11 protein-coding genes are annotated in these 22,826 nt (G+C 35.0%); 4 read left to right on the top strand and 7 right to left on the bottom strand.

The annotated features are described in order from the left end of the window. Window positions 1–35 precede the first annotated feature (35 nt). The 6 genes from ACFSSB_RS11950 to ACFSSB_RS11925 all read right to left on the bottom strand — a co-directional run bounded on the left by ACFSSB_RS11950 (window position 36) and on the right by ACFSSB_RS11925 (window position 13,756). Window positions 36–8,564: a T9SS type B sorting domain-containing protein gene (locus ACFSSB_RS11950; protein ID WP_379904520.1), complete on the bottom strand. Its 8,529-nt coding sequence runs from the start codon at window positions 8,562–8,564 to the stop codon at window positions 36–38. A gap of 2 nt (window positions 8,565–8,566) precedes the next feature. Next, window positions 8,567–9,037, bottom strand: a complete 471-nt coding sequence (locus ACFSSB_RS11945; protein WP_379904518.1) for a hypothetical protein — start codon at window positions 9,035–9,037, stop codon at window positions 8,567–8,569. Between the two features lie 835 nt (window positions 9,038–9,872). After that, on the bottom strand, window positions 9,873–11,066 hold the full coding sequence (locus tag ACFSSB_RS11940) for a DUF1501 domain-containing protein (RefSeq protein ID WP_379904516.1): 1,194 nt from the start codon (window positions 11,064–11,066) through the stop codon (window positions 9,873–9,875). Window positions 11,067–11,068: 2 nt separating this feature from the next. Continuing rightward, window positions 11,069–12,442: a DUF1800 domain-containing protein gene (locus ACFSSB_RS11935; RefSeq protein WP_379904514.1), complete on the bottom strand. Its 1,374-nt coding sequence runs from the start codon at window positions 12,440–12,442 to the stop codon at window positions 11,069–11,071. Between the two features lie 193 nt (window positions 12,443–12,635). Beyond that, window positions 12,636–12,818 (bottom strand): hypothetical protein, encoded by a 183-nt coding sequence (locus ACFSSB_RS11930; RefSeq protein ID WP_379904512.1) that lies wholly within the window; start codon window positions 12,816–12,818, stop codon window positions 12,636–12,638. Window positions 12,819–12,841: 23 nt separating this feature from the next. Continuing rightward, entirely contained in the window at window positions 12,842–13,756 is a 915-nt protein-coding gene (locus ACFSSB_RS11925) for an OmpA family protein (protein WP_379904510.1), read from the bottom strand. 257 nt (window positions 13,757–14,013) lie between these two features. Between ACFSSB_RS11925 and ACFSSB_RS11920 the strand changes: the two genes are divergently transcribed. Continuing rightward, window positions 14,014–14,454, top strand: coding sequence for a lipocalin-like domain-containing protein (locus ACFSSB_RS11920; RefSeq protein ID WP_379904508.1), 441 nt, complete (start codon window positions 14,014–14,016; stop codon window positions 14,452–14,454). Between the two features lie 39 nt (window positions 14,455–14,493). Then, window positions 14,494–14,913, top strand: a complete 420-nt coding sequence (locus tag ACFSSB_RS11915) for a lipocalin-like domain-containing protein (protein ID WP_379904506.1) — start codon at window positions 14,494–14,496, stop codon at window positions 14,911–14,913. A gap of 112 nt (window positions 14,914–15,025) precedes the next feature. On the opposite strand, the gene amaB is transcribed toward ACFSSB_RS11915, so the two are convergent. Next, a complete protein-coding gene (amaB, locus tag ACFSSB_RS11910; protein WP_379904504.1) occupies window positions 15,026–16,579 on the bottom strand; it encodes an L-piperidine-6-carboxylate dehydrogenase in 1,554 nt (517 codons plus the stop codon). 242 nt (window positions 16,580–16,821) lie between these two features. Between amaB and ACFSSB_RS11905 the strand changes: the two genes are divergently transcribed. Both ACFSSB_RS11905 and ACFSSB_RS11900 read left to right on the top strand, forming a co-directional pair. Further along, a complete protein-coding gene (locus tag ACFSSB_RS11905) occupies window positions 16,822–22,392 on the top strand; it encodes an alpha-2-macroglobulin family protein (protein WP_379904502.1) in 5,571 nt (1,856 codons plus the stop codon). A gap of 107 nt (window positions 22,393–22,499) precedes the next feature. Then, on the top strand, window positions 22,500–22,823 hold the full coding sequence (locus tag ACFSSB_RS11900; RefSeq protein ID WP_379904500.1) for an antibiotic biosynthesis monooxygenase family protein: 324 nt from the start codon (window positions 22,500–22,502) through the stop codon (window positions 22,821–22,823). Window positions 22,824–22,826: the final 3 nt, after the last annotated feature.

Genomic DNA, 22,826 nt, shown 5'->3' with positions numbered 1-22,826 from the left:
AATGTTTTAATAACTTAAACACACACTCCAATTACCTACCTTTTCAAACTAAAGTGTGCTTTAAACTCTTTTCTACTCGCTCCTACCAAATCGTTTACACCTCTATATTGTAACAAGAACCAATAGTCACTTGCTGGCATAGGCTGCCCATTAAACGTTCCGTCCCAACCAAGACTCGTAGGACTTAATTGCTTTAACAACTTACCATATCTATCAAAAATGTAGATTTTAGCATCTGGCTGATTTCCTAAACCTAAAATTTGCCAAGTATCATTATAACCATCATTATTTGGGGTAAAAAACAATGGATAATCTAACACTAAAATCTCTTTTTGATCATCTCCACAACCGTTTATATCTCTAACTTCAACAGTATGCACACCAGGGGAAACATCTGTAAAAATATAACTATTAGCATCTGGTAAATTATTTACCCAAGAACCATTATCTAGACTAAACTCATAATCACCTCCTCCTGTTGCTATAGCTTCTATAGTATGTGTATTTGCAAAATCTGGAGTTATTGTATGCACCTCTAACAAAGGAGAACCACTTTCAATAACAACCGTTATAGTATCTACATCTCCAACAACAGTAGAACAACCTGTCATTACATTAGTAACTACCACACTATAAACTCCTGCTTGAACAGGAACCAAACTACTTCCTGTTTCTCCAATTATTAAAACGCCATCTAAAAACCACTCGTAACTATAATTCAATTCATCTAAACCTGTAGTAATCACAGGAGGATCTATAACATTTGCTCCATCCATGCACAAAACATAGCTATCATCTAAATTTAAAACAGGCAAAGAATTCACTGCAATTGTCATGGTCTGTGTAGTTGCACAAATACCTGCATTTGGCGTAAACGTATAAGTAGTAGTCATTGTATTATCTAATGCTGGACTCCACGTTCCATCTATTCCATTGTTTGAAGTTGTTGGCAATGCAGTCAACGTATCTCCATAACATATTTCTGCTACTTGTGTAAAAGCTGGAACAACCTGTGGGTTTACAGTTATCGTCATAGTTTGCTCACTTGCGCAAACACCTGCCTCTGGGGTAAAGGTATAGGTTGTAGTTGTTGTATTATCTAGAGCTGGACTCCACGTTCCATTTATTCCATTATTAGATGTTGTTGGTAACGCTGTCAATGTATCTCCTGAACATATTGCTACTACTTGTGTAAAAGTAGGAGTTATTTCTGGATGCACTGTTATCGTCATGGTTTGTGCAGTTGCACACTCGCCTGCATCTGGAGTAAAAGTATACGTCGTCGTTGCTGTATTATTTAACACAGGACTCCACGTTCCATTTATTCCATTATCTGAAGTTGTTGGTAACGCAGCCAATGTATCTCCTGAACAGATTTCTGCTACTTGCGTGAAACTAGGAGTTACTACTGAATTTACCATTATCGTCATGGTTTGCGTAGTTGCACATTCACCTGCATCTGGCGTAAAAGTATACGCCGTCGTTGTTGTATTATCTAATGCCGGACTCCACGTTCCATTTATACCATTGTCTGAAGTAGCTGGTAAAGGAGCTAATGTATCTCCTGAACAAATATCTGGAACTTGCGTAAAAGTTGGTACAACCTCTGTATTTACTGTTATCGTCATGGTTTGCGTACTTGCACACTCGCCAGCATTTGGAGTAAAAGTATACGTCGTAGTTGTTGTATTATCCAATACTGGACTCCATGTTCCGTTTATTCCATTGTCCGAAGTAGTTGGCAAGGCAACTAATGTATCGCCTGAACAAATGCCTGGAACTTGCGTGAAAGCTGGTACAACCGCTGGATTTACCGTTATTGTCATGGTTTGTGTACTCGCACATTCTCCTGCATCTGGAGTAAAGGTATAGGTTGTCGTTATTGTATTATCTAATGCTGGACTCCATGATCCATTTATTCCATTGTCTGAAATTGTTGGTAACGCAGGCAATGTATCGCCTGAACAAATATCTGGAACTTGCGTGAAAGTTGGTACAATCTCTGGATTTACTGTTATCGTCATGGTTTGCGTACTCGCACACTCGCCTGCATCTGGAGTAAAGGTATAGGTTGTCGTTGTTGTATTATCTAATGCTGGACTCCACGTTCCGTTTATTCCATTGTCTGAAGTTGTTGGTAATGCTGTCAATGTATCTCCTGAACATATGTCTAGAACTTGCGTGAAAGTTGGTACAACCTCTGGATTTACCGTTATCGTCATAGTTTGTGTACTCGCACACTCGCCTGCATCTGGAGTAAAAGTATATGTCGTCGTTGTTGTATTATCTAACACTGGACTCCACGTTCCATTTATTCCATTATCTGAAGTTGTTGGTAATGCCACCAATGTATCGCCTGAACAGATACCTGGAACTTGCGTGAAAGTTGGAACGACATGACCAACTGCTATAGTCATAGTTTGTGTAGTTGCACATTCACCTGCATTTGGCATAAAAGTATACGTCGTCGTTGTTGTATTATCTAACGCTGGACTCCATGCTCCATTTATTCCGTTATTAGATGTTGTTGGCAATGCTGCCAATGTATCTCCTGAACAGATTTCTGGAACTTGCGTGAAAGTTGGTACAATCTCCGGATTTACTGTTATCGTCATGGTTTGCGTACTTGCACATTCGCCAGCATCTGGAGTAAAAGTATACGTCGTCGTTGTTGTATTATCTAGCATTGGACTCCATGTTCCGCTTATTCCATTACCCGAAGTAGCTGGCAATGCTGTCAATGTATCACCTGAACAAATATCTGGAACTTGTGTGAAAGTTGGAACCACATGACCAACTGCTATAGTCATCGTTTGTGTAGTTGCACATTCTCCTGCATTTGGTGTAAAAGTATACGTCGTCGTTGTTGTATTATCTAACGCTGGACTCCATGTTCCATTTATTCCGTTATTAGATGTTGTTGGTAATGCTGCCAATGTATCGCCTGAACAGATTTCTGGAACTTGCGTAAAAGTTGGTACAACCTCCGAATTTACCGTTATCGTCATGGTTTGCGTACTCGCACACTCGCCTGCATTTGGAGTAAAAGTATAGGTTGTCGTTGTCGTATTATCTAATGCTGGACTCCACGTTCCATTTATTCCATTGTCTGAAGTTGTTGGTAATGCTGTCAATGTATCACCTGAACAAATATCTGGAACTTGCGTGAAAGTTGGTACAATCTCCGGATTTACTGTTATCGTCATGGTTTGTGTAGTTGCACATTCACCTGCATCTGGAGTAAAAGTATAGGTCGTCGTTGTCGTATTATCTAATGCTGGACTCCATGTTCCACTTATTCCATTGTCTGAAGTTGTTGGCAATGCTGTCAATGTATCACCTGAACAAATACTTGGAACTTGCGTGAAAGTTGGTACAATCTCTGGATTTACTGTTATCGTCATGGTTTGCGTACTCGCACACTCGCCTGCATCTGGAGTAAAGGTATAGGTTGTCGTTGTTGTATTATCTAATGCTGGATTCCACGTTCCATCTATTCCATTGTTTGAAGTTGTTGGCAATGCAGTCAGCGTATCTCCATAACATATTTCTGCTACTTGTGTAAAAGCTGGAACAACCTGTGGGTTTACAGTTATCGTCATAGTTTGCTCACTTGCGCAAACACCTGCCTCTGGAGTAAAGGTATAGGTTGTAGTTGTTGTATTATCTAGAGATGGACTCCACGTTCCATTTATTCCATTATTAGATGTTGTTGGTAACGCTGTCAATGCATCTCCTGAACATATTGCTGCTACTTGTGTAAAAGTAGGAGTTATTTCTGGATGCACTGTTATCGTCATGGTTTGTGCAGTTGCACACTCGCCTGCATCTGGAGTAAAAGTATACGTCGTCGTTGCTGTATTATTTAACGCAGGACTCCATGTTCCATTTATTCCGTTATTAGATGTTGTTGGTAACGCAGCCAATGTATCGCCTGAACAAATTTCTGCTACTTGTGTGAAATTAGGAGTTACTACTGAATTTACCGTTATCGTCATGGTTTGTGTAGTTGCACACTCGCCTGCATCTGGAGTAAAAGTATAGGTCGTCGTTGCTGTATTATCTAATGCAGGACTCCATGTTCCATTTATTCCATTGTCTGAAGTGGTTGGTAATGCCGCCAATGTATCGCCTGAACAAATATCTGGAACTTGCGTAAAAGTTGGTACAACCTCTGGGTTTACTGTTATCGTCATGGTTTGTGTAGTTGCACATTCACCTGCATCTGGTGTAAAAGTATAGGTCGTGGTTGTTGTATTATCTAACGCTGGACTCCATGTTCCATTTATTCCATTGCCTGAAGTAGCTGGCAATGCTGTCAATGTATCACCTGAACAAATGTCTGGAACTTGCGTAAAAGTTGGTACAACCGCTGGATTTACCGTTATTGTCATGGTTTGTGTACTCGCACATTCTCCTGCATCTGGAGTAAAGGTATAGGTTGTCGTTGTTGTATTATCTAATACAGGGCTCCATGTTCCATTTATTCCGTTATTAGAAGTAGTTGGTAACGCAGCTAACGTATCGCCTGAACATATGTCTGGAACTTGCGTGAAAGTTGGTACAACCTCAGGATTTACTGTTATCGTCATGGTTTGTGTACTCGCACATTCTCCTGCATTTGGAGTAAAAGTATAGGTTGTCGTTGTTGTATTATCTAATGCTGGACTCCACGTTCCATTTATTCCATTGTCTGAAGTAGTTGGTAACACTGCCAATGTATCTCCTGAACAAATATCTGGAACTTGCGTGAAAGCTGGTATAACCTCTGAATTCACTGTTATCGTCATGGTTTGTGTACTCGCACATTCTCCTACATCTGGTGTAAAAGTATACATCGTCGTCGTTGTATTATCTAACGCTGGACTCCACGTTCCATTTATTCCATTGTCTGAAGTGATTGGTAACGCAACTAATGTATCACCTGAACAAATATCTGGAACTTGTGTAAAAACTGGTACAACCTCTGGATTTACTGTTATCGTCATGGTTTGCGTAGTTGCACACTCGCCTGCATCTGGAGTAAAAGTATAGGTCGTCGTTGCTGTATTATCTAACGCAGGACTCCATGTTCCATTTATTCCATTGTCTGAAGTGGTTGGTAATGCCGCCAATGTATCGCCTGAACAAATATCTGGAACTTGCGTAAAAGTTGGTACAACCTCTGGGTTTACTGTTATCGTCATGGTTTGTGTAGTTGCACATTCACCTGCATCTGGTGTAAAAGTATAGGTCGTGGTTGTTGTATTATCTAACGCTGGACTCCATGTTCCATTTATTCCATTGCCTGAAGTTGTTGGTAATGCTGCCAATGTATCACCTGAACAAATATCTGGAACTTGCGTGAAAGTTGGTACAATCTCAGGATTTACTGTTATAGTCATGGCTTGCGCACTTGCACATTCGCCAGCATCTGGAGTAAAAGTATAGGTTGTCGTTGTTGTATTATCTAACGCTGGACTCCACGTTCCGCTTATCCCATTATCTGAAATGGTTGGTAACGCAACTAATGTATCGCCTGAACAAATATCTGAAACTTGCGTAAAAGTTGGTACAACTTCTGGATTTACCGTTATCGTCATGGTTTGTGCAGTTGCACATTCTCCTACATCTGGTGTAAAAGTATACGTCGTCGTTGCTGTATTATCTAACGCAGGACTCCACGTTCCATTTATCCCATTGCCTGAAGTAGTTGGTAAGGCAGCTATTGTATCGCCTGAACATATGTCTGGAACTTGCGTGAAAGTTGGTACAACCTCAGGATTTACTGTTATCGTCATGGTTTGTGTACTCGCACACTCTCCTACATCTGGAGTAAAAGTATACGTCGTCGTTGTTGTATTATCCAACGCTGGACTCCACGTTCCACTTATTCCATTGTCCGAAGTGGTTGGTAAGGGAGCTATTGTATCTCCTGAACAAATATCTGGAACTTGCGTGAAAGTTGGTACAATCTCCGGATTTACTGTTATCGTCATGGTTTGCGTACTCGCACACTCGCCTGCATTTGGTGTAAAAGTATAGGTTGTCGTTGTTGTATTATCTAGCGATGGACTCCATGTTCCATTTATTCCATTGTCCGAAGTGGTTGGCAAGGGAGCTAATGTTTCACCTGAACAAATATCTGGAACTTGCATGAAAGTTGGTACAACCTCTGGATTTACTGTTATCGTCATGGTTTGCGTACTTGCACATTCACCTGCATCTGGTGTAAAAGTATAGGTTGTCGTTGTTGTATTATCCAATGCTGGACTCCATGTTCCGTTTATTCCATTGTCTGAAGTAGTTGGTAAGGCAGCTAATGTATCTCCTGAACAGATTTCTGGAACTTGCATGAAAGTTGGTACAACCTCTGGATTTACTGTTATCGTCATGGTTTGCGTACTTGCACATTCACCTGCATCTGGTGTAAAAGTATATGTCGTAGTTGTTGTATTATCTAACGCTGGACTCCACGTTCCATTTATTCCATTGCCTGAAGTTGTTGGTAATGCTGCCAATGTATCACCTGAACAAATATCTGGAACTTGCGTGAAAGTTGGTACAATCTCAGGATTTACTGTTATCGTCATGGCTTGCGCACTTGCACATTCGCCAGCATCTGGAGTAAAAGTATAGGTTGTCGTTGTTGTATTATCTAACGCTGGACTCCATGTTCCATCTATTCCGTTATTAGATGTTGTTGGTAAGGCAGCTAATGTTTCACCTGAACAAATATCCGGAACTTGTGTAAAAGCTGGTACAATCTCTGGGTTTACTGTTATTGTCATGGTTTGCGCAGTTGCACATTCACCTGCATCTGGTGTAAAAGTATACGCCGTCGTTGTTGTATTATCTAATGCTGGACTCCATGTTCCATTTATTCCATTGTCCGAAGTAGTTGGTAAGGCAGCTAATGCATCTCCTGAACAGATATCTGGAACTTGCGTGAAAGTTGGTACAACCTCAGGATTTACTGTTATTGTCATGGTTTGTGTACTTGCACATTCGCCTGCATCTGGAGTAAAAGTATACGTCGTCGTTATTGTATTATCTAACGCTGGATTCCATGTTCCATTTATTCCGTTATTAGATGTTGTTGGTAATGCTGCCAATGTATCGCCTGAACAAATATCTGGAACTTGCGTGAAAGCTGGTACAATCTCTAGATTTACCGTTATCGTCATGGTTTGTGTACTCGCACATTCTCCTGCATCTGGAGTAAAAGTATATGTCGTCGTTGTTGTATTATCTAACGCTGGACTCCACGTTCCGTTTATTCCATTGTCTGAAGTAGTTGGTAAGGCAGCTAATGTATCGCCTGAACATATGTCTGGAACTTGCGTGAAAGCTGGAATTATTTCAGTTCCTGAAGAATTTAAAACTAAATCTCTAGGAGTACAACCTGGCGTTCCTGTATCTATATTAGTATATGACCCAGCACTTAGATTAGTAATATGAATTTCACCAAGCGCATTACTTATTATATTTATTGACTGAGGAGCTGGATCATTATAAGTAATTACATACGAAGTATTTGGCAACAACAATGATATTTCAATTTCACCATCAGAAGAACCACAACTAGAAGGATCTGTACCCATAATTGATGGACAACAATCTGTAGATCCTGCACCAGAATTACCTTGATTGGTTTGGGATAAAGTAATATAACCTGAATCCCCATTATAATTTGTAACAAGAAACATATAAAACTCTCCAACAACAGCATTTGGTATGGTTGCTGTTTCTACTGCAGCTATACTGTAACTACAATCCACAACAGTTCCATAACAATTATGATCGCCATAACAATCTCCAGAAGCAAAATCAACACAAGCAGAAGCAGGATCTGTAAAAGGTCCCCAAACCACATAATCTACATCTAATCCTGCACCAGTACCACCTGGACCTGTAGTTTGTTCAATTTCTATAACTATTTCGCCAGAAACACCTATTTCAACATAATACCACGCTGGGTTTGGCGCAGAAAGCAAACAACTATTATCAACAACTGCATAAGGAGCATCTGGAACACAATCACCATCTGAAGTATTAGGAAACTCTAACACTCCTGCATCTGCGCAAAAGGGCCCTGCTCCAGAACAAACCGAATTATCAGGAATACCTGAGTTTCCGGTGTCACCTCCAGGTGTTGAAACACAAGAAATATCTGCTTCCCAACCCGAATAATTAAAAGAACTATCAGAATCAAAAGCAACCGTTATACATCCTGAAGAATGACTGGATGCCATAAATCCACCAGAACAAGGCTGTATATCATCTAAATCATCAAAAGAACCAATAAAAGTCCCTCCAGTACCAGTTCCTTCATAAAAAGATAAAGACTCAAAAAAGCTTTCTATGTCTAAATAAGAAAAATCAAATTGGATATAAGTACCTGGAGTATCTGGACAAAAAGTAATTTCGTAATGTTCATTATTACCATAATTACCAGAAGCTCCTCCAGAGTCTAAAAAAGTACCACTACAAGTAGTAATTACACCTCCTAAATCAATTTCATATTGTGCATATGTAAATAAACTAGACAAAAAAACGACATATAGAATAATAGTTTTTTTCATAATTATAATCCTTTATTTTTTCCATGAATAAAAATTAAATAGTCTGTACCACCTATACGGTAAATTTTAGTTTCCCGAGGAGTTAAAGGCAATTGATACTTTAAAGGATTAAAGGAATCAGGCTTATAATATGCATCTATCTTTAATTGTTTATTATACTTATTATTTAAAGGAACAGAAGACAGTAAATCGAATTCTTTTCCTCTATATTCTGGCATATATTTTACCTCATATCGTTTTTGAAAAAAATAAGTAATTACCTGTAGTTTTTTTGATTTGGAATTAAAAACCAATTCATCTGCTGCATCCTGATAGACTTCAACAATACATTTTTCAATAAAAGCATTACTATAATTTTCTTTTGAATGGACCTGAGCATAAGAATAACCTACTGATAACACACAAAAAAGCAACACAAAAACACTACGGAATACAAATGGTACATTTTGATAATTTGTTGATTTTAATTTCATTTGGGACATTTATTAAAACAGTTAAAGATTCAACATTTTATTACAAAAAAAACGAAACAACACACCTTGTTTCGTTAAATAATCTGCATAAATTAAAGTAAAAATGTTAAAAAAAACAAAAAAATTCCTACAAAACTGTTAATTCTCTGCGTATTATGCAAAAAATTAACTAATGCGAAATAAAACCAAATCTTACCTAGAAACCATCATTAAAACAGAAAAGACACTCATTATCAATACATTAAAAACAAAGACAAAAACATACTAAAGAGCAAACACCACGAAATCAACACATAAGCAGGACTATTTTTTTTTAGAATAAATCTAGTCTACTTTTCTAAAAAGACACTTATTTAGAGTATAAACATGATTTACAACAAACTATATTCTAATAAACAAACAAACCTAAATCCGTTTAATAAACTAACAATATTAACAAGTACTCTTTTTAACCAACATGAAGTATTGCACAAATTTTAAAAAGGAAAGAAATACCAACTATACAAAAAACAACACCAACTATATAATATTCATTACTAACCGCATAATTCAAAAACACATATCTACTTGATTATCATATATTTGCTATGCTATTAATCAATATAAAACTAACCTTGTTTCTCCTGTACATTACCAGGACACGAAGCAAGGTTATTTTATATGGCATCTATACAAACAAAACATTACGCGAGAAAAAGCTAATCATCAATACCACAACAATTTGCTGACAAAAAATAGCATCTATTACTTTACACAAGGAGACACTAATTATAACTTAAATTTCTGTTGGTAATTTTAAATATTTATACGCAGCAACTTAAACCTAATAGGTTTTTTAAATAAAATCTAAAGAATTAAAAGAGGAGTTTAATATTTTTGAAGCATCTACATTCAGCCATTTCTTTAAAATAGTTGCATATATGGTTCTAAAATCTATTTCGTATTTAACATCTCCATTTGTATCCAAATCACTTAGGCTTGCCAAATCATTATACAAACCTTGTTTTTTTAAATTTTCACCAATAACAAAAACATTATTTGCAGCACCATGATCTGTACCATTTGCTGCGTTTTCTTTTACACGTCTGCCAAATTCTGAAAAAGTAAGAATTAACGTGTTTTTAAAAGTATTATTTCGTTTTAAATCCTTTACAAAAGCAGCTACACTGTTTGCATATAAATCTAACAAACGATCTTGTGTATTCACTTGTCCTGCATGTGTATCAAAACCTACAAGATTGGCATAATACACTTTTGTATTAATTCCGGAATTAATAAACTGCGCAATCGTTTTTAACTGGTTTGCTAACGGATTTTTAGTAGGATAATCTTGAGCAGAGGAATAGTTTTGTGTTTTTTCATACAAATAAGTAGCAGATGATTTTGCGTCTATCATTGTTTTATACAAATACCCTAAATTATGCTCATTTAAGTGCTTGTTGTTTTGATAAGCTAATATTTTATTAAAATTAGATTCATGCAGTCCTTTATACAAAAAAGAAGCGCTTCTTGTAGCAATACCATTACGTCGCTCTCCTTGTAACATAATAGAAAGGTTGTCATCTATTTCTATTGCTTGATGCGTATGCTTACCATATACATCTAGATAGCGACCAATCCAACCAGATTTAAGATATTTATTAGAATCACTTGCTGTATGCCAAATATCTGAAGATCTAGAGTGCGACCTATTTGGGTTTGGATAACCAACATTATTTATAATACTTAAATCACCTTGATCATACAATCGTTTTAATGGCTGTAGTTTTTTATGCAATCCTATTTCATCATTTAACTTTATAACTTCGTTTTTAGGTATTGCAATCTTTGGTCTTGCTTTATAATAAATATCATTTCTGTATGGCACAATAGTATTTAATCCATCATTACCACCTGACAGTTGTATAACTACTAATTTATTATAACCATAGTTACTTAAATCTACATTTTCGAATGCTTTTAAAAAGCTTGGAACAAAAAACACACTACTTGCTAGCGCTGAATTTTTTAAAAATTTTCTTCTATCCATAATTAACACATTTGATATTCTGGAAGACTCATTATTTTTGCTAAATTTTTCTTTTTAGTTAAATTACCTAGTGACTTTAAATAATTTTGTGTTCCTAAATTTATTTCACATAAAACCAATGAAAACAACAACTCATTGGATGTTACTTTTTTCACATGCTGCTTATAGGTTTTCCAATCTACAGAAACATTTAACTTTTCTTGATATTTATTTTTTACGTAAACCAATTTAAATTTATCGGTAAAGTTTCCTTTAGGCTGTATAGTAAAAGATTCTCTTTCTAAAATCATAGAAGGCAATTTCACACGTACCAAAATACTATTCGTATTTATCCAATTTTTTCCACCTTTCCAGCCAGCAACATCTGGTGGATATAATAGTCTTTGATTTAAAATGGTTTGTATTCTTATTAATTCTTCCGTTTTATTAAACCTTAAAGGAATTGTTCTACACATACCAACTAACAATTCTATTGGCGACTTAATTTTAACACCTATATTTTCTGCATTATAAAACCAATCGGATTGAAAAACATAACGCATTAGGTTTTCAATATTATAATCTTTGTAAAACACTTCTGTCATTAAGTTTACATGACTTTGGTTTATATTTTCATTTACAAAATAGCCATATATTTTTTCGCTAATAAAACGAGCACACTGCTTTTGCTTTAAAATAATATCTATAATTTGATCTCCTTCAAAAGCACCTGTTTCCCCTAAAAAGGTCTTAACACCTTTATCATGTTGGTATTTACTAAAAACAAACGCTCCTTCAAAATTATTTTTATATCCTGAAAACGCTCTTGCAGATTCTTTAACATCTGTTTCAGAATAATGACCTACACCAAGAGTAAACAACTCCATAAGTTCTCTTGCAAAATTCTCATTAGGTTTAGATTTATTATTTTGATTTAAATTTAAAAACTGAATCATTACAGCATCTTTAGAAACCGCTTTTACAAACTTTCTAAAATCTCCTAACGCATGCTTTCTTAATGTGTTATTAAAGTTTTTAACGTAGTTAATTCTTCCGTTTTTTGCCGAAAAATGATTTGCCCAAAACAGAGTCATTTTTTCTCTTAAGGTTTCATTAGTATTTACTAATCTATCCATCCACTTATGGCTATAGTTTTTAATTAAACCAGCGTTTAACTTATTATACTCCAACCTTAAAACTCTAGATTTATCTAAAGCCTCTTTAGTAAAAGAATCTAAACTAGAAGTATTTATAGTTAATGGTGTTATTTTAGCAGACTCTAAAAACAACGCATCAACAACCTCTTCTCTACTCTTACTAGAAAGATCATCTAATTGCTTTGGCAACAAACCAAAACCTGCTCGCCAATACAAATGCAGTATATGTTTTTTGTTCATATCAATAAAACTTAAAGAAAGCTACTTAATTTACATAAACTATCAAAAACCTAACCATTTTAGCATTAAAACTTTATTTATTTAACAAAAAAAACCGTTTTACATTAATAAAACGGTTTTTGTTTGCTATAAAAAGAATGAGATTGCTTTTCACTACCTAACACTATCTCTTCATTACTAATAAGACACTACACTAGTCTGGAGCCTTACTAGATTTACATGTTTCTAAATCTGCTTCTAATTTTGCTATTCTGTTTTTATAAGCATACACATTAAAAGATGGCTTTTTTCCTGCCTCAGCATTTTTTCCTAATAAATAACCTAATAAGGCACAAATTACACCAACTAATAACGGAATTAACACACACCAATTCATACTTTATTTTTTTTCAATTTTACTTAGTTAATAGTCACTACAGTTCTTCTGTTTTTAGCTCTACCTGCTTTGGTTGCATTATCTGCAATAGGCTCATTTGGTCCTTTAGAGCTAGCCTCTATATTAGTACTTAAAATACCATTTTGTACTAAATATTTTTTTATAAAATCTGATCTCTGCTGGCCAAGAACCATATTATTAGCTGCATTTCCTGTATTATCTGTATAACCAACAACTAACACTTTTACGCCTAATTTATCTACACATCTAGATATGTTAGCAATTTTTTGACGTTGCTCTGTAGTTAAGCTTATTTGCGCTTTACCTGTATTAAAATATAAAACTAACGGATTTACCCTTAAATCCTCACAAGCCATTTGCAACGCTTCATCTTCTGCTGTTGTATCTTTAGAAACTGTAGTAATCTTATAGTCTATTGGACCAAATAAAACATCTTTTTCATTAGCAACCAACGCCTCTTTTAATCCACTATTTGTATCCATATTTTTTGAAGAAATACCTTGAGACACCAAGTAGTTTTTTACCGCATTAGCTCTTGCCAATCCTAAATTAGGATATGCCGAATGGTTTGTTTCTTCACTATTGTAATACCCAATTACAGTTACTCTTTTTGTTCGGTTTTCATCTAAATATGCTTTTAAACCTAGAACCGATTTTTTTAAGTCTTCTGAAACTGGTACTTCTATTTTAAAAGAAGAAGTTTTAAAATTAAAATTATCACTACTTTTTAAAACATAATCACCATCTGTAATAACGAAAGCGTTTAAGCTAGCTTTCTTTACCTCTTCTATTACCACAGTTTTCTCTGTATTTTTATAATCTAAATCTTCATTATTACAACAAAGCCACCAATTTAACAAAGTACCAATGCCAATGGTTACCAAAATACCCAGTAGGTAAGATGTTTTTTTACTCATTTAATACGTCGTTTATAAATTAACAAGAAGCAATGTATTAAAATTATAATATAAGTGTTAATAAATAAATAATTATCACACATAATTCAAGCTAGATTGTCTTAAAACTTGATTTTTTTAGGAATAAATTTAGTGTAAAAAATTACCATTTGTGTTCCTAGAAAACCCTTTTCTTAAGATTAAAAAAATTAATAAAGCAGGATGTTAACCTTTTATTATTTTCTGTATTAAACTTAAAATAATTAAAATCCAACATTTTGAAAACTTTAAAACTTATTACGTTAAGCCTATTACTTTCTATAACCTTTTTCAGTTGTAATAGCGATGACGACAACCCTAGTATAGAACCTACAACAAAAGAACGATTAGCACATAAATGGTTCTTATTAAAAGTATTAAACGTTGAAACTGGAGAGGAGACTATTGCTGATTCTTGCGAACAAAACTCATACTATGAATTCTCTATTACTGGTGATTTTTCTCTAGGCTTTTTTGCATTAAACACAGGTACCTGTGAACTTAATTCTAGTGAAAGTGGCACTTATGAAATGATGGAATACGAAGGAGATGAAGGCTTCTTGATTACTTTACCTGACGGAAGCACAGAAGGCTCTAAAATTGTATCTATATCGGAAACAGAATTGATTTTAGAACAAACAGGTTTTGGAACACGACATATAACTTTTATAAAAGAATAATAAATAACGCATCTAATTTTAAAAACAAAACCCTTTTTTATGAAAACTTTAAAACTTATTACTTTAAGCCTATTATTTTCTATAACCTTTTTTAGCTGTGAAAGCGATGACGATAGTTCTAGTAGCGAACCTACAACACAAGAATTATTAGCTCACAAATGGTTTATTAAGTCTGTAAAGCCTGTTGGAAATCCTGTTCATGTAAATAATGACTGTGAAGCAACTTCCTATTATGATTTTAAAAGTGATGGCACGTTTATAACAGACACCTTTTATATAAATAGTGTTACAAATGAATGTCTATCTGGAGGTTATTATGAAGGAACCTATACTTTATTAGATAATAATGAAACTATTCATGTTACTTTAGGTAGCGTTTCAGGAAACTACACCATTACAGCTATTTCAACTTCAGAATTAATACTTACAGCACCAGGAGAATTTGTGTTTTTCAGGTAATGCATCCTGTTTATTTGTAAAGAAAAAATAATGTATAATTAAAACTATTTGGTATTAAAAAAGACAAGCCACATCATTCGATGCGGCTTGTCTTTTTTATAAAATTATCCCATTACAAATCAAACTTAATTCCTTGCGCTAAAGGCAATTCATCAGAATAATTGATAGTATTGGTTTGTCTTCTCATATATACTTTCCAAGCATCAGATCCAGACTCGCGTCCACCACCTGTTTCTTTTTCACCACCAAAAGCACCACCAATTTCAGCACCAGAAGTTCCTATGTTTACGTTTGCAATTCCGCAATCTGAACCTGCATACGATAAGAATTTTTCTGCTTCTTTCATTTCATTAGTCATAATTGCAGAAGACAGTCCTTGCGCTACGCCATTTTGCTTAGCTATTGCATTTTCTACTTCTCCAGAATATTTCATTAAATATAAAATAGGAGCAAAAGTTTCATGTTGTACAATTTCAAAAGTATTTTCTGCTTCAATTATAGCAGGTTTTACGTAGCAACCAGACTCATATCCTTCGCCTTCTAAAACACCACCTTCTACTAATACATTTCCTCCTTCAGCTTTTGCTTTTTCAATAGCTTCTAAGTAGGTATTTACAGAATCTTTATCAATTAATGGTCCTATATGATTTTTTTCATCTAAAGGATTACCAATAGTTAATTGCTTGTAAGCACCAACAATAGCATCGCGTACTTTATCATAAACAGACTCATGAATAATTAAACGACGTGTTGAAGTACAACGTTGTCCACAAGTACCAACAGCACCAAACACAGCACCAGGAACTACCACTTTTAAGTCTGCAGTTGGTGTAATAATGATAGCATTATTTCCTCCTAATTCTAATAATGATTTCCCAAAACGCTTAGCAACAGTTGCTCCAACAATTCTTCCCATCCTAGTAGATCCTGTAGCAGATACAAGCGGAATTCTTGTGTCAGTAGTCATCATTTCTCCCACTTTATAATCACCATTGATAATACAAGAAATACCTTCTGGTAAGTTGTTTTCTTTTAAAATTCCAGCAATTATATTTTGACAAGCCACAGAGCATAAAGGTGCTTTTTCTGAAGCTTTCCAAACACAAACATCACCACAAATCCAAGCCAAGGCAGTGTTCCATGCCCAAACAGCAACAGGAAAATTAAATGCAGAAATAATACCAACAACACCTATTGGATGCCATTGCTCACGCATTACGTGTCCTGGACGCTCAGACGGAATCGTTTGCCCATTTAACTGTCTAGATAATCCTACTGCAAAATCGCAGATATCAATCATTTCTTGAACCTCACCATAACCTTCTTGTAAAGATTTTCCCATTTCGTAAGAAACTAACTTTCCTAACGGCTCTTTTAATTCTCTTAATTTATTACCAAACTGACGAACTATTTCTCCACGTTGTGGAGCAGGAACATCTCTCCATGTTAAAAATGCTTTCGTTGCAGCATCCATCACCTTATCATAATCCTCTCTTGTTGTTGCTTTTACTTTTCCTATTAACTGTCCGTCTACTGGCGAATAGGATGCAATAACATCTCCATTAGAAAAACTATCAGAACCCGTTGATGTTCCATTATTAATTTCTGCAATACCCAAAGCTTTTAACGCCTTGTCCATTCCGAAATCTGTAGAAATAACTTCCATATATGTTTATTTTTTACGAATTATTTAATTTCTTGCTAAGATACTAATAATTTAACTGTTGATACAGCATTTTAATTCTTAAAAATATTCCTTTTTAAAAACAATACACCTTTTCCTTTTATTAACTTTATGACGAATTTAACACCATCAAAAAATCTAAAGTGTTAAAAAAAGAAGTATTTATATAAATAGGAATTATATTACACTTCTAGGCTATTATTCACTTTAAAAATCCATCTTTTATGCGTACCCAAAAACTTCTCGCTCTGGTCTTTATTTTGGCTTTTACATTTTCTTGTAAAAAAACCACAGAAGAAACAGACAATATTTTCAAATTTAAAGACTACATCAGTTATACTACTTCTGGTCGTGTTTCTGTTGCAAATGCCATTGAAATTAATTTAGCCAATGATGTGGAAAGTTGGGAAATTAACCAAGAAATTACAGATAATATTGTTTCTATCAAACCACATGTAGAAGGAAAACTACTAGTAAACAATAAACATTCGCTACGTCTTGTTCCAGACGAAACTTTAGAACCAGATACAGAATATACTGTGGATGTAAAGCTAGACCAGATTTTTAATAACATTCCTACAGACTTTAAAACCTATACATTTCAATTTAAAACCATTACACCAAATTTCAATATTGTCACCAATAATTTACAATCTTACAGTAAAGAATGGCAATATTTAGAAGGTGTAATTCGTGCAGCAGACATTATTTCTTTAGACCAAGCAAAAGAACTGGTACAAGCTTCGCAGAGCGGAAAAAATCTAGCAATAGTTTGGAATGAATCCTACAAAAAAGAAAAACTTTTCGAATTTAAAATAGATAGCATTCATCGTTTAGTAGAAGACAGCCAAATACTAGTAACATGGAACGGAAAAAGCATTCAAGCAGATAATTCTGGCGAAAACACCGTAAACATTCCTGGAAAAAACAACTTTACCATTACCAAAGTCGATGTTATTCAAAGTCCAGAACAGTATTTGTCTATCAACTTCTCCGATCCGATTAAAAAACAACAAAACTTTGATGGTTTAGTAACCATTCAAAATGTAAACAGCCCAAAATACATTGTAGATGGTAATGTATTAAAAGCCTATCCTAATACTAAAGTTGTTGGTAATATTCAAGTCGATGTTTTTCAAGGTATAGCAAATATCGATGGTTATAAATTGAAGAAGCCCTTTTCAGAATTAATTGCTTTTGAAGATGAAAAACCTCTAGTTAGATTAATTAGTAACGGAGTAATTTTACCAAATTCTCAAGAGTTAAAATTCAACTTTGAAGCGGTTAATTTAAAAGCTGTAGATGTACGTATCATCAAGATTTTTGAAGATAATGTATTGCAGTTTTTACAAGACAACAACCTCAACAACACCAACAAAAATGATGTACGTCGTGTTGGAAGACGTATTGCAAAACAAACCATTCAACTACAAGACGAAGCGCAAAATTCTGGTAAATGGAAAACCTACAGTATCGATTTATCTAAATACATAAAAGCAGATCCTGGAGCCATTTACAGAGTAGAGTTAGACATGAAAAAAGAATACTCGTTGTACAATTGCGATAGCAATCAAAACATAACGAATTCTGAAAACAACGAGGATTATTATGAAGACGAATACTACGAAGAAGATTACTATTACAACGATTATGCAGAAACATCTACCGAAGATGAGGAGCTTCGCGAAGAACAATATTGGGATAATTTAACCTACAGCTACCAAAACTATTATTACAACTGGAACGACAGACAAAACCCTTGTAAAGATGCCTACTACAATAGTAAAACCGTTGCGCAAAACGTATTGGCTTCTAACCTTGGTGTGATTGCAAAAAAAGGAGCAAACAACAATTACTACTTTGCAGTAACTAATATTTTAGATACTAATCCAGAAGCTGGAGCAACTGTTGCTATCTATAATTTCCAGCAACAAGAAATTGTAAAAACAAAAACAGATACCGAAGGACTAGCTACAATAGATGTAGAAAATCATGCTGCTTTCGCTATTGTTTCCAAAGGAAATAACACCAGCTACATCAAGCTAAACGATGGAAATTCTTTATCCTTAAGTAAATTTGATGTTTCTGGAAACCGTTTACAACGCGGACTTAAAGGCTATATTTATGGCGAACGTGGTGTTTGGCGACCAGGAGACACCTTGCATTTATCCTTTATGTTAAACGATGCAGGAAACAAACTTCCAAAAGGCCATCCTGTAAAAATGGAAATTACAGACGCTAATGGTAAACTTGCCTACAGAAATGTTACCACAAGCAACCTTAACAATCTATACACCTTTAAAGTTCCTACTGCTACCGAAGATAAAACAGGAAACTGGAATGCAAAAGTTTCGGTTGGAGGAGCTACTTTTTATAAAGGATTAAAAATAGAAACCGTGAAGCCTAATCGTTTAAAAATTAAAGTCGATTTTGAAGACGAAGTACTTTCTGGTGAAAATCCGTTAAACGGAAAATTAGATGTAAAATGGTTGCATGGTGCTCCTGCAAAAAATGTAAAAACCGAAATTAAAGCCAAGTTTAGCAATGCATATACGAGTTTTAAAAATTATTCCGATTATACTTTTAGAGATCCTTCACGTACTTTTTCAACCGAAGAAATCATCATTTTTGATGGTAAAGTAAACGAAGAAGGCTTAGCTGATATTACCAACAAACTAAACGTTGGTAGCAATGCTCCAGGAATGCTTAATGCACAGTTTTTAGTTCGTGCTTTTGAAAATGGTGGAGACTTTTCTATGGATGCTTTCACCAAAAAATACGCACCATACAAATCCTTTGTTGGGTTAAAATCACCTAAAGGAAAAGGCTATGGTTCTTTTGTTACTAACCAAAATCAAACCTTTGATATTGTTGTAGTAGATGCCGAAGGAAAACCTATACAACGCAATGGTTTAGAAGTAAAGGTTTATAAAATAAACTGGCGTTGGTGGTGGAATTCTTCTTATGACAATCTTTCCTCATACGCATCAAGCACCTATCATCAAGCTTACAAAAACATGAAGCTAAATACAGATGCAAATGGAAAAACCAGCTTCACATTAAACATTCCAGAAAGCGATAAAGGTCGTTTTCTTATTCGTGTTTTCGATCCTAAAAGCGGACATGCAACAGGAAGAACCGCATATTTTTATAAAAACTGGTATACACCTTCTGGAGATAAAGAAGCAGCCAAAATGCTAGCTTTTGCTGCGGATAAAGAAAATTATAATGTTGGTGAAACCGCAACCATTACCTTTCCTTCTGGTAGCGAAGGTCGTGCCTTAGTAAGTATTGAAAACGGCACAGAAGTAATAGAATATAAATGGGTAAAAACTACCAAAGGAGAAACTACAGTACAAATTCCTATTACAGCAAAAATGGCTCCTAATGTATTTGTCAATATTTCTTTACTACAACCACATGCTATTACAGAAAATGATTTACCAATTCGTTTGTATGGTGTCATTCCAATATTAGTAGAAGACCCAAATACAAAGCTGGAACCAGAATTAAAAATGCCTAGTGTTTTACGTCCTGAACAAGAATTTGAAGTTGTAGTATCTGAAAAAAACAATAAAGCAATGACCTATACTATTGCAATGGTAGAAGAAGGCTTGCTTGATTTAACACGATTTAAAACACCAAATGCTTGGAACGAATTTTACAAAAGAGAAGCTTTAGGTGTTAAAACTTGGGACGTTTTTGATGATGTAATTGGCGCATACTCCGGAAGTATAGATCAAGTATTCGCTATTGGTGGAGATGGTTCTGCTGCAGATGGAAAAAACAAAAAAGCAAATAGATTTAAACCTGTGGTTACCTTTTTAGGACCTTTTCAATTAAAAGCAGGAGACAATAAAACACACAAAATTAAAATACCAAATTATATTGGTTCCGTTAGAACCATGGTTGTCGCTGGTGACATTACTAATGAAGCCTATGGTAGCACAGACAAAACAGTGCAAGTCAAAAAACCTTTAATGGTATTGGCAACACTACCAAGAAAATTAAGTCCTGGTGAAAAAGTAACCCTTCCTGTTACTGTTTTTGCTATGGAACCGAATATTAAAAAGGTAAACATTAGCTTAAAGTTAAGCAACGGAATAGAAGTTGTTGGAAGCAAAAACCAAACGATAACCTTTGCTAAACCAGACGAACAAATGGTTTATTTTGAACTAGATGTTAGTAAAGCAAAAGGGATTAATTCTGTAGAAGTGATTGCTACTGGAAATGGCGAAAAATCTAATTATAAAGTAGAATTAGATGTGGTAAACACCAACCCTATTTCATCTAAAGCTTTAGATGTAGACTTAGAAGCTAATGCTACTAAAAATTTAGATTTCACCACCTTTGGAGTTGCTGGTACCAATAGCGCTACGGTAGAATTTTCTACCATGCCTCCAATGGATTTTTCTAGAAGATTACAATACCTAGTGCAGTATCCTCATGGTTGTTTAGAGCAGACAACTTCTAGCGTTTTTCCGCAATTATTTTTACAAGATATTTTTGACCTAACCTTTAAGAAGAAACAAGAAATTCAATCTAATATTGAAAATGGTATTAAACGTTTAGGTCATTTTCAAAGACCAAATGGAGGAATGAGTTATTGGATGGGAGAAAACACAGCCAATGATTGGGGAACAAGTTACGCTGGCCATTTTATGATAGAAGCCGAAAAGAAAGGTTTCGTGCTTCCTCTTACCTTTAAAACCAATTGGATTGCCTACCAAAAACAAGCTGCTCGCGATTGGAGACCAAGCTATAAAACTTATAATTCTGATCTTGCACAAGCTTACAGATTATACACTTTAGCTTTAGCAGGAAGTCCTGATTTAGCTGCTATGAACAGGCTTCGTGAGTTTACCGAAATTTCTAACGAGGCAAAATGGAGATTAGCAGCAGCATATGCTTTAGCAGGACAAGAAGAAGCAAGCGCACAAATTTCTAAAACTGCAAATATTGCATTCTTACCTCCTAAATATAATTATTACACTTATGGCTCTGTAAACAGAAATCGTGCTATGGCTTTAGAAACTATGGTCATTACTAAAGATTCACGAGCTAGAGAATTGTCTAAAACAATTGCTAAAGAATTGTCTAAAGATAGCTGGATGAGTACACAAACCACTGCTTATAGTTTACTTGCAATGGCTAAAATGGTAGAAGCTAATGGCGGAAAAGCAATCAAACTACAATTTACTTTAAATGGTAAAACAGAAGAAATAGACACAAAAAGCGCTATTGCACAACGAGATTTAATGGTTAAAGAAGGTAGTAATTCGCTTTCCTTTAAAAACAATCAAGGCAACCTGGTTTATGTTCGTGTGTTAAATTCTGGAAAACTACCTTTAGGAAATGAGCTTACAGAACAACGCGGCTTAAGTGTTGCTGTTGCTTATAAAGATTTACAAGGAAACGCTATAGATATTTCTAAGTTACAACAAGGTCAGGATTTTGTAGCAACCGTTAAAGTAAGTAATCTTAATAACGAAAAAGTGAATGATGTGGCTTTAACGCAAATCTTTCCTTCTGGTTGGGAAATTGTAAACACACGTTTTACAGACTTTGGAAGCAGCACTACTAGCCAAGCTAGGTTTACAGATATTCGTGATGATCGAGTACAATTTTATTTCGATTTAAATAAGAAAGGAAAGTACGACACCAAAACTTTTAACGTCATGCTAAATGCTGGTTATCTAGGAACCTATTATTTACCTGGTGTACAAGCTGAAGCTATGTATGACAATGAGTTTTTAGTTAGAAATAAAGGGGAATGGATTGAAGTGGTGAAGTAAAAAAACATAGCAGATTAGTGCGTTAAGGATTGAACGGTCTGTTTGAGCTCCTCGCAGAGAGCGAGTAGTGAAAGCCTGACCTTTAGGTAACGTTAAAAAAATTAAACATGAAAGCATTAAAATCTTATTACGCCGTAATTTTCAGTTCTACCCAAAATAAAAACATAGAAGGTTATGCTGAAATGGCTGAAAAAATGGAAACGCTAGCCAAACAACAAAAAGGTTTTATTGGTATAGAATCTGCTAGAAATGAAATTGGTATTACGGTTAGTTATTGGGAAACTTTAGAAGCTATTAAAAATTGGAAACAACAAAGCGAGCATCTACAAGCACAACTAAAAGGAAGGCAAGATTGGTACAGTTGGTATCATGTGAGAATTTGTAAAGTAGAACGCGAATATGAATTCTTGCAACAACAGGAATCTGTTTAAAAA

The organism is Lacinutrix gracilariae (assembly GCF_042684485.1).
GTDB classification, from domain to species: Bacteria; Bacteroidota; Bacteroidia; order Flavobacteriales; family Flavobacteriaceae; genus Oceanihabitans; species Oceanihabitans gracilariae.
Note: the sequence above shows the minus strand (reverse complement) of the source record. Positions and strands in the feature narration are given on the sequence as shown.

Excerpts from the sequence above, each read along its gene's own strand:
- amaB (WP_379904504.1), bottom strand. The coding sequence starts at position 16,579 with ATGGAAGTTATTTCTACAGATTTCGGAATGGACAAGGCGTTAAAAGCT.
- ACFSSB_RS11935 (WP_379904514.1), bottom strand. The coding sequence starts at position 12,442 with ATGAACAAAAAACATATACTGCATTTGTATTGGCGAGCAGGTTTTGGT.
- ACFSSB_RS11900 (WP_379904500.1), top strand. The coding sequence starts at position 22,500 with ATGAAAGCATTAAAATCTTATTACGCCGTAATTTTCAGTTCTACCCAA.
- ACFSSB_RS11950 (WP_379904520.1), bottom strand. The coding sequence starts at position 8,564 with ATGAAAAAAACTATTATTCTATATGTCGTTTTTTTGTCTAGTTTATTT.
- ACFSSB_RS11930 (WP_379904512.1), bottom strand. The coding sequence starts at position 12,818 with ATGAATTGGTGTGTGTTAATTCCGTTATTAGTTGGTGTAATTTGTGCC.
- ACFSSB_RS11915 (WP_379904506.1), top strand. The coding sequence starts at position 14,494 with ATGAAAACTTTAAAACTTATTACTTTAAGCCTATTATTTTCTATAACC.
- ACFSSB_RS11945 (WP_379904518.1), bottom strand. The coding sequence starts at position 9,037 with ATGAAATTAAAATCAACAAATTATCAAAATGTACCATTTGTATTCCGT.
- ACFSSB_RS11925 (WP_379904510.1), bottom strand. The coding sequence starts at position 13,756 with ATGAGTAAAAAAACATCTTACCTACTGGGTATTTTGGTAACCATTGGC.
- ACFSSB_RS11905 (WP_379904502.1), top strand. The coding sequence starts at position 16,822 with ATGCGTACCCAAAAACTTCTCGCTCTGGTCTTTATTTTGGCTTTTACA.
- ACFSSB_RS11940 (WP_379904516.1), bottom strand. The coding sequence starts at position 11,066 with ATGGATAGAAGAAAATTTTTAAAAAATTCAGCGCTAGCAAGTAGTGTG.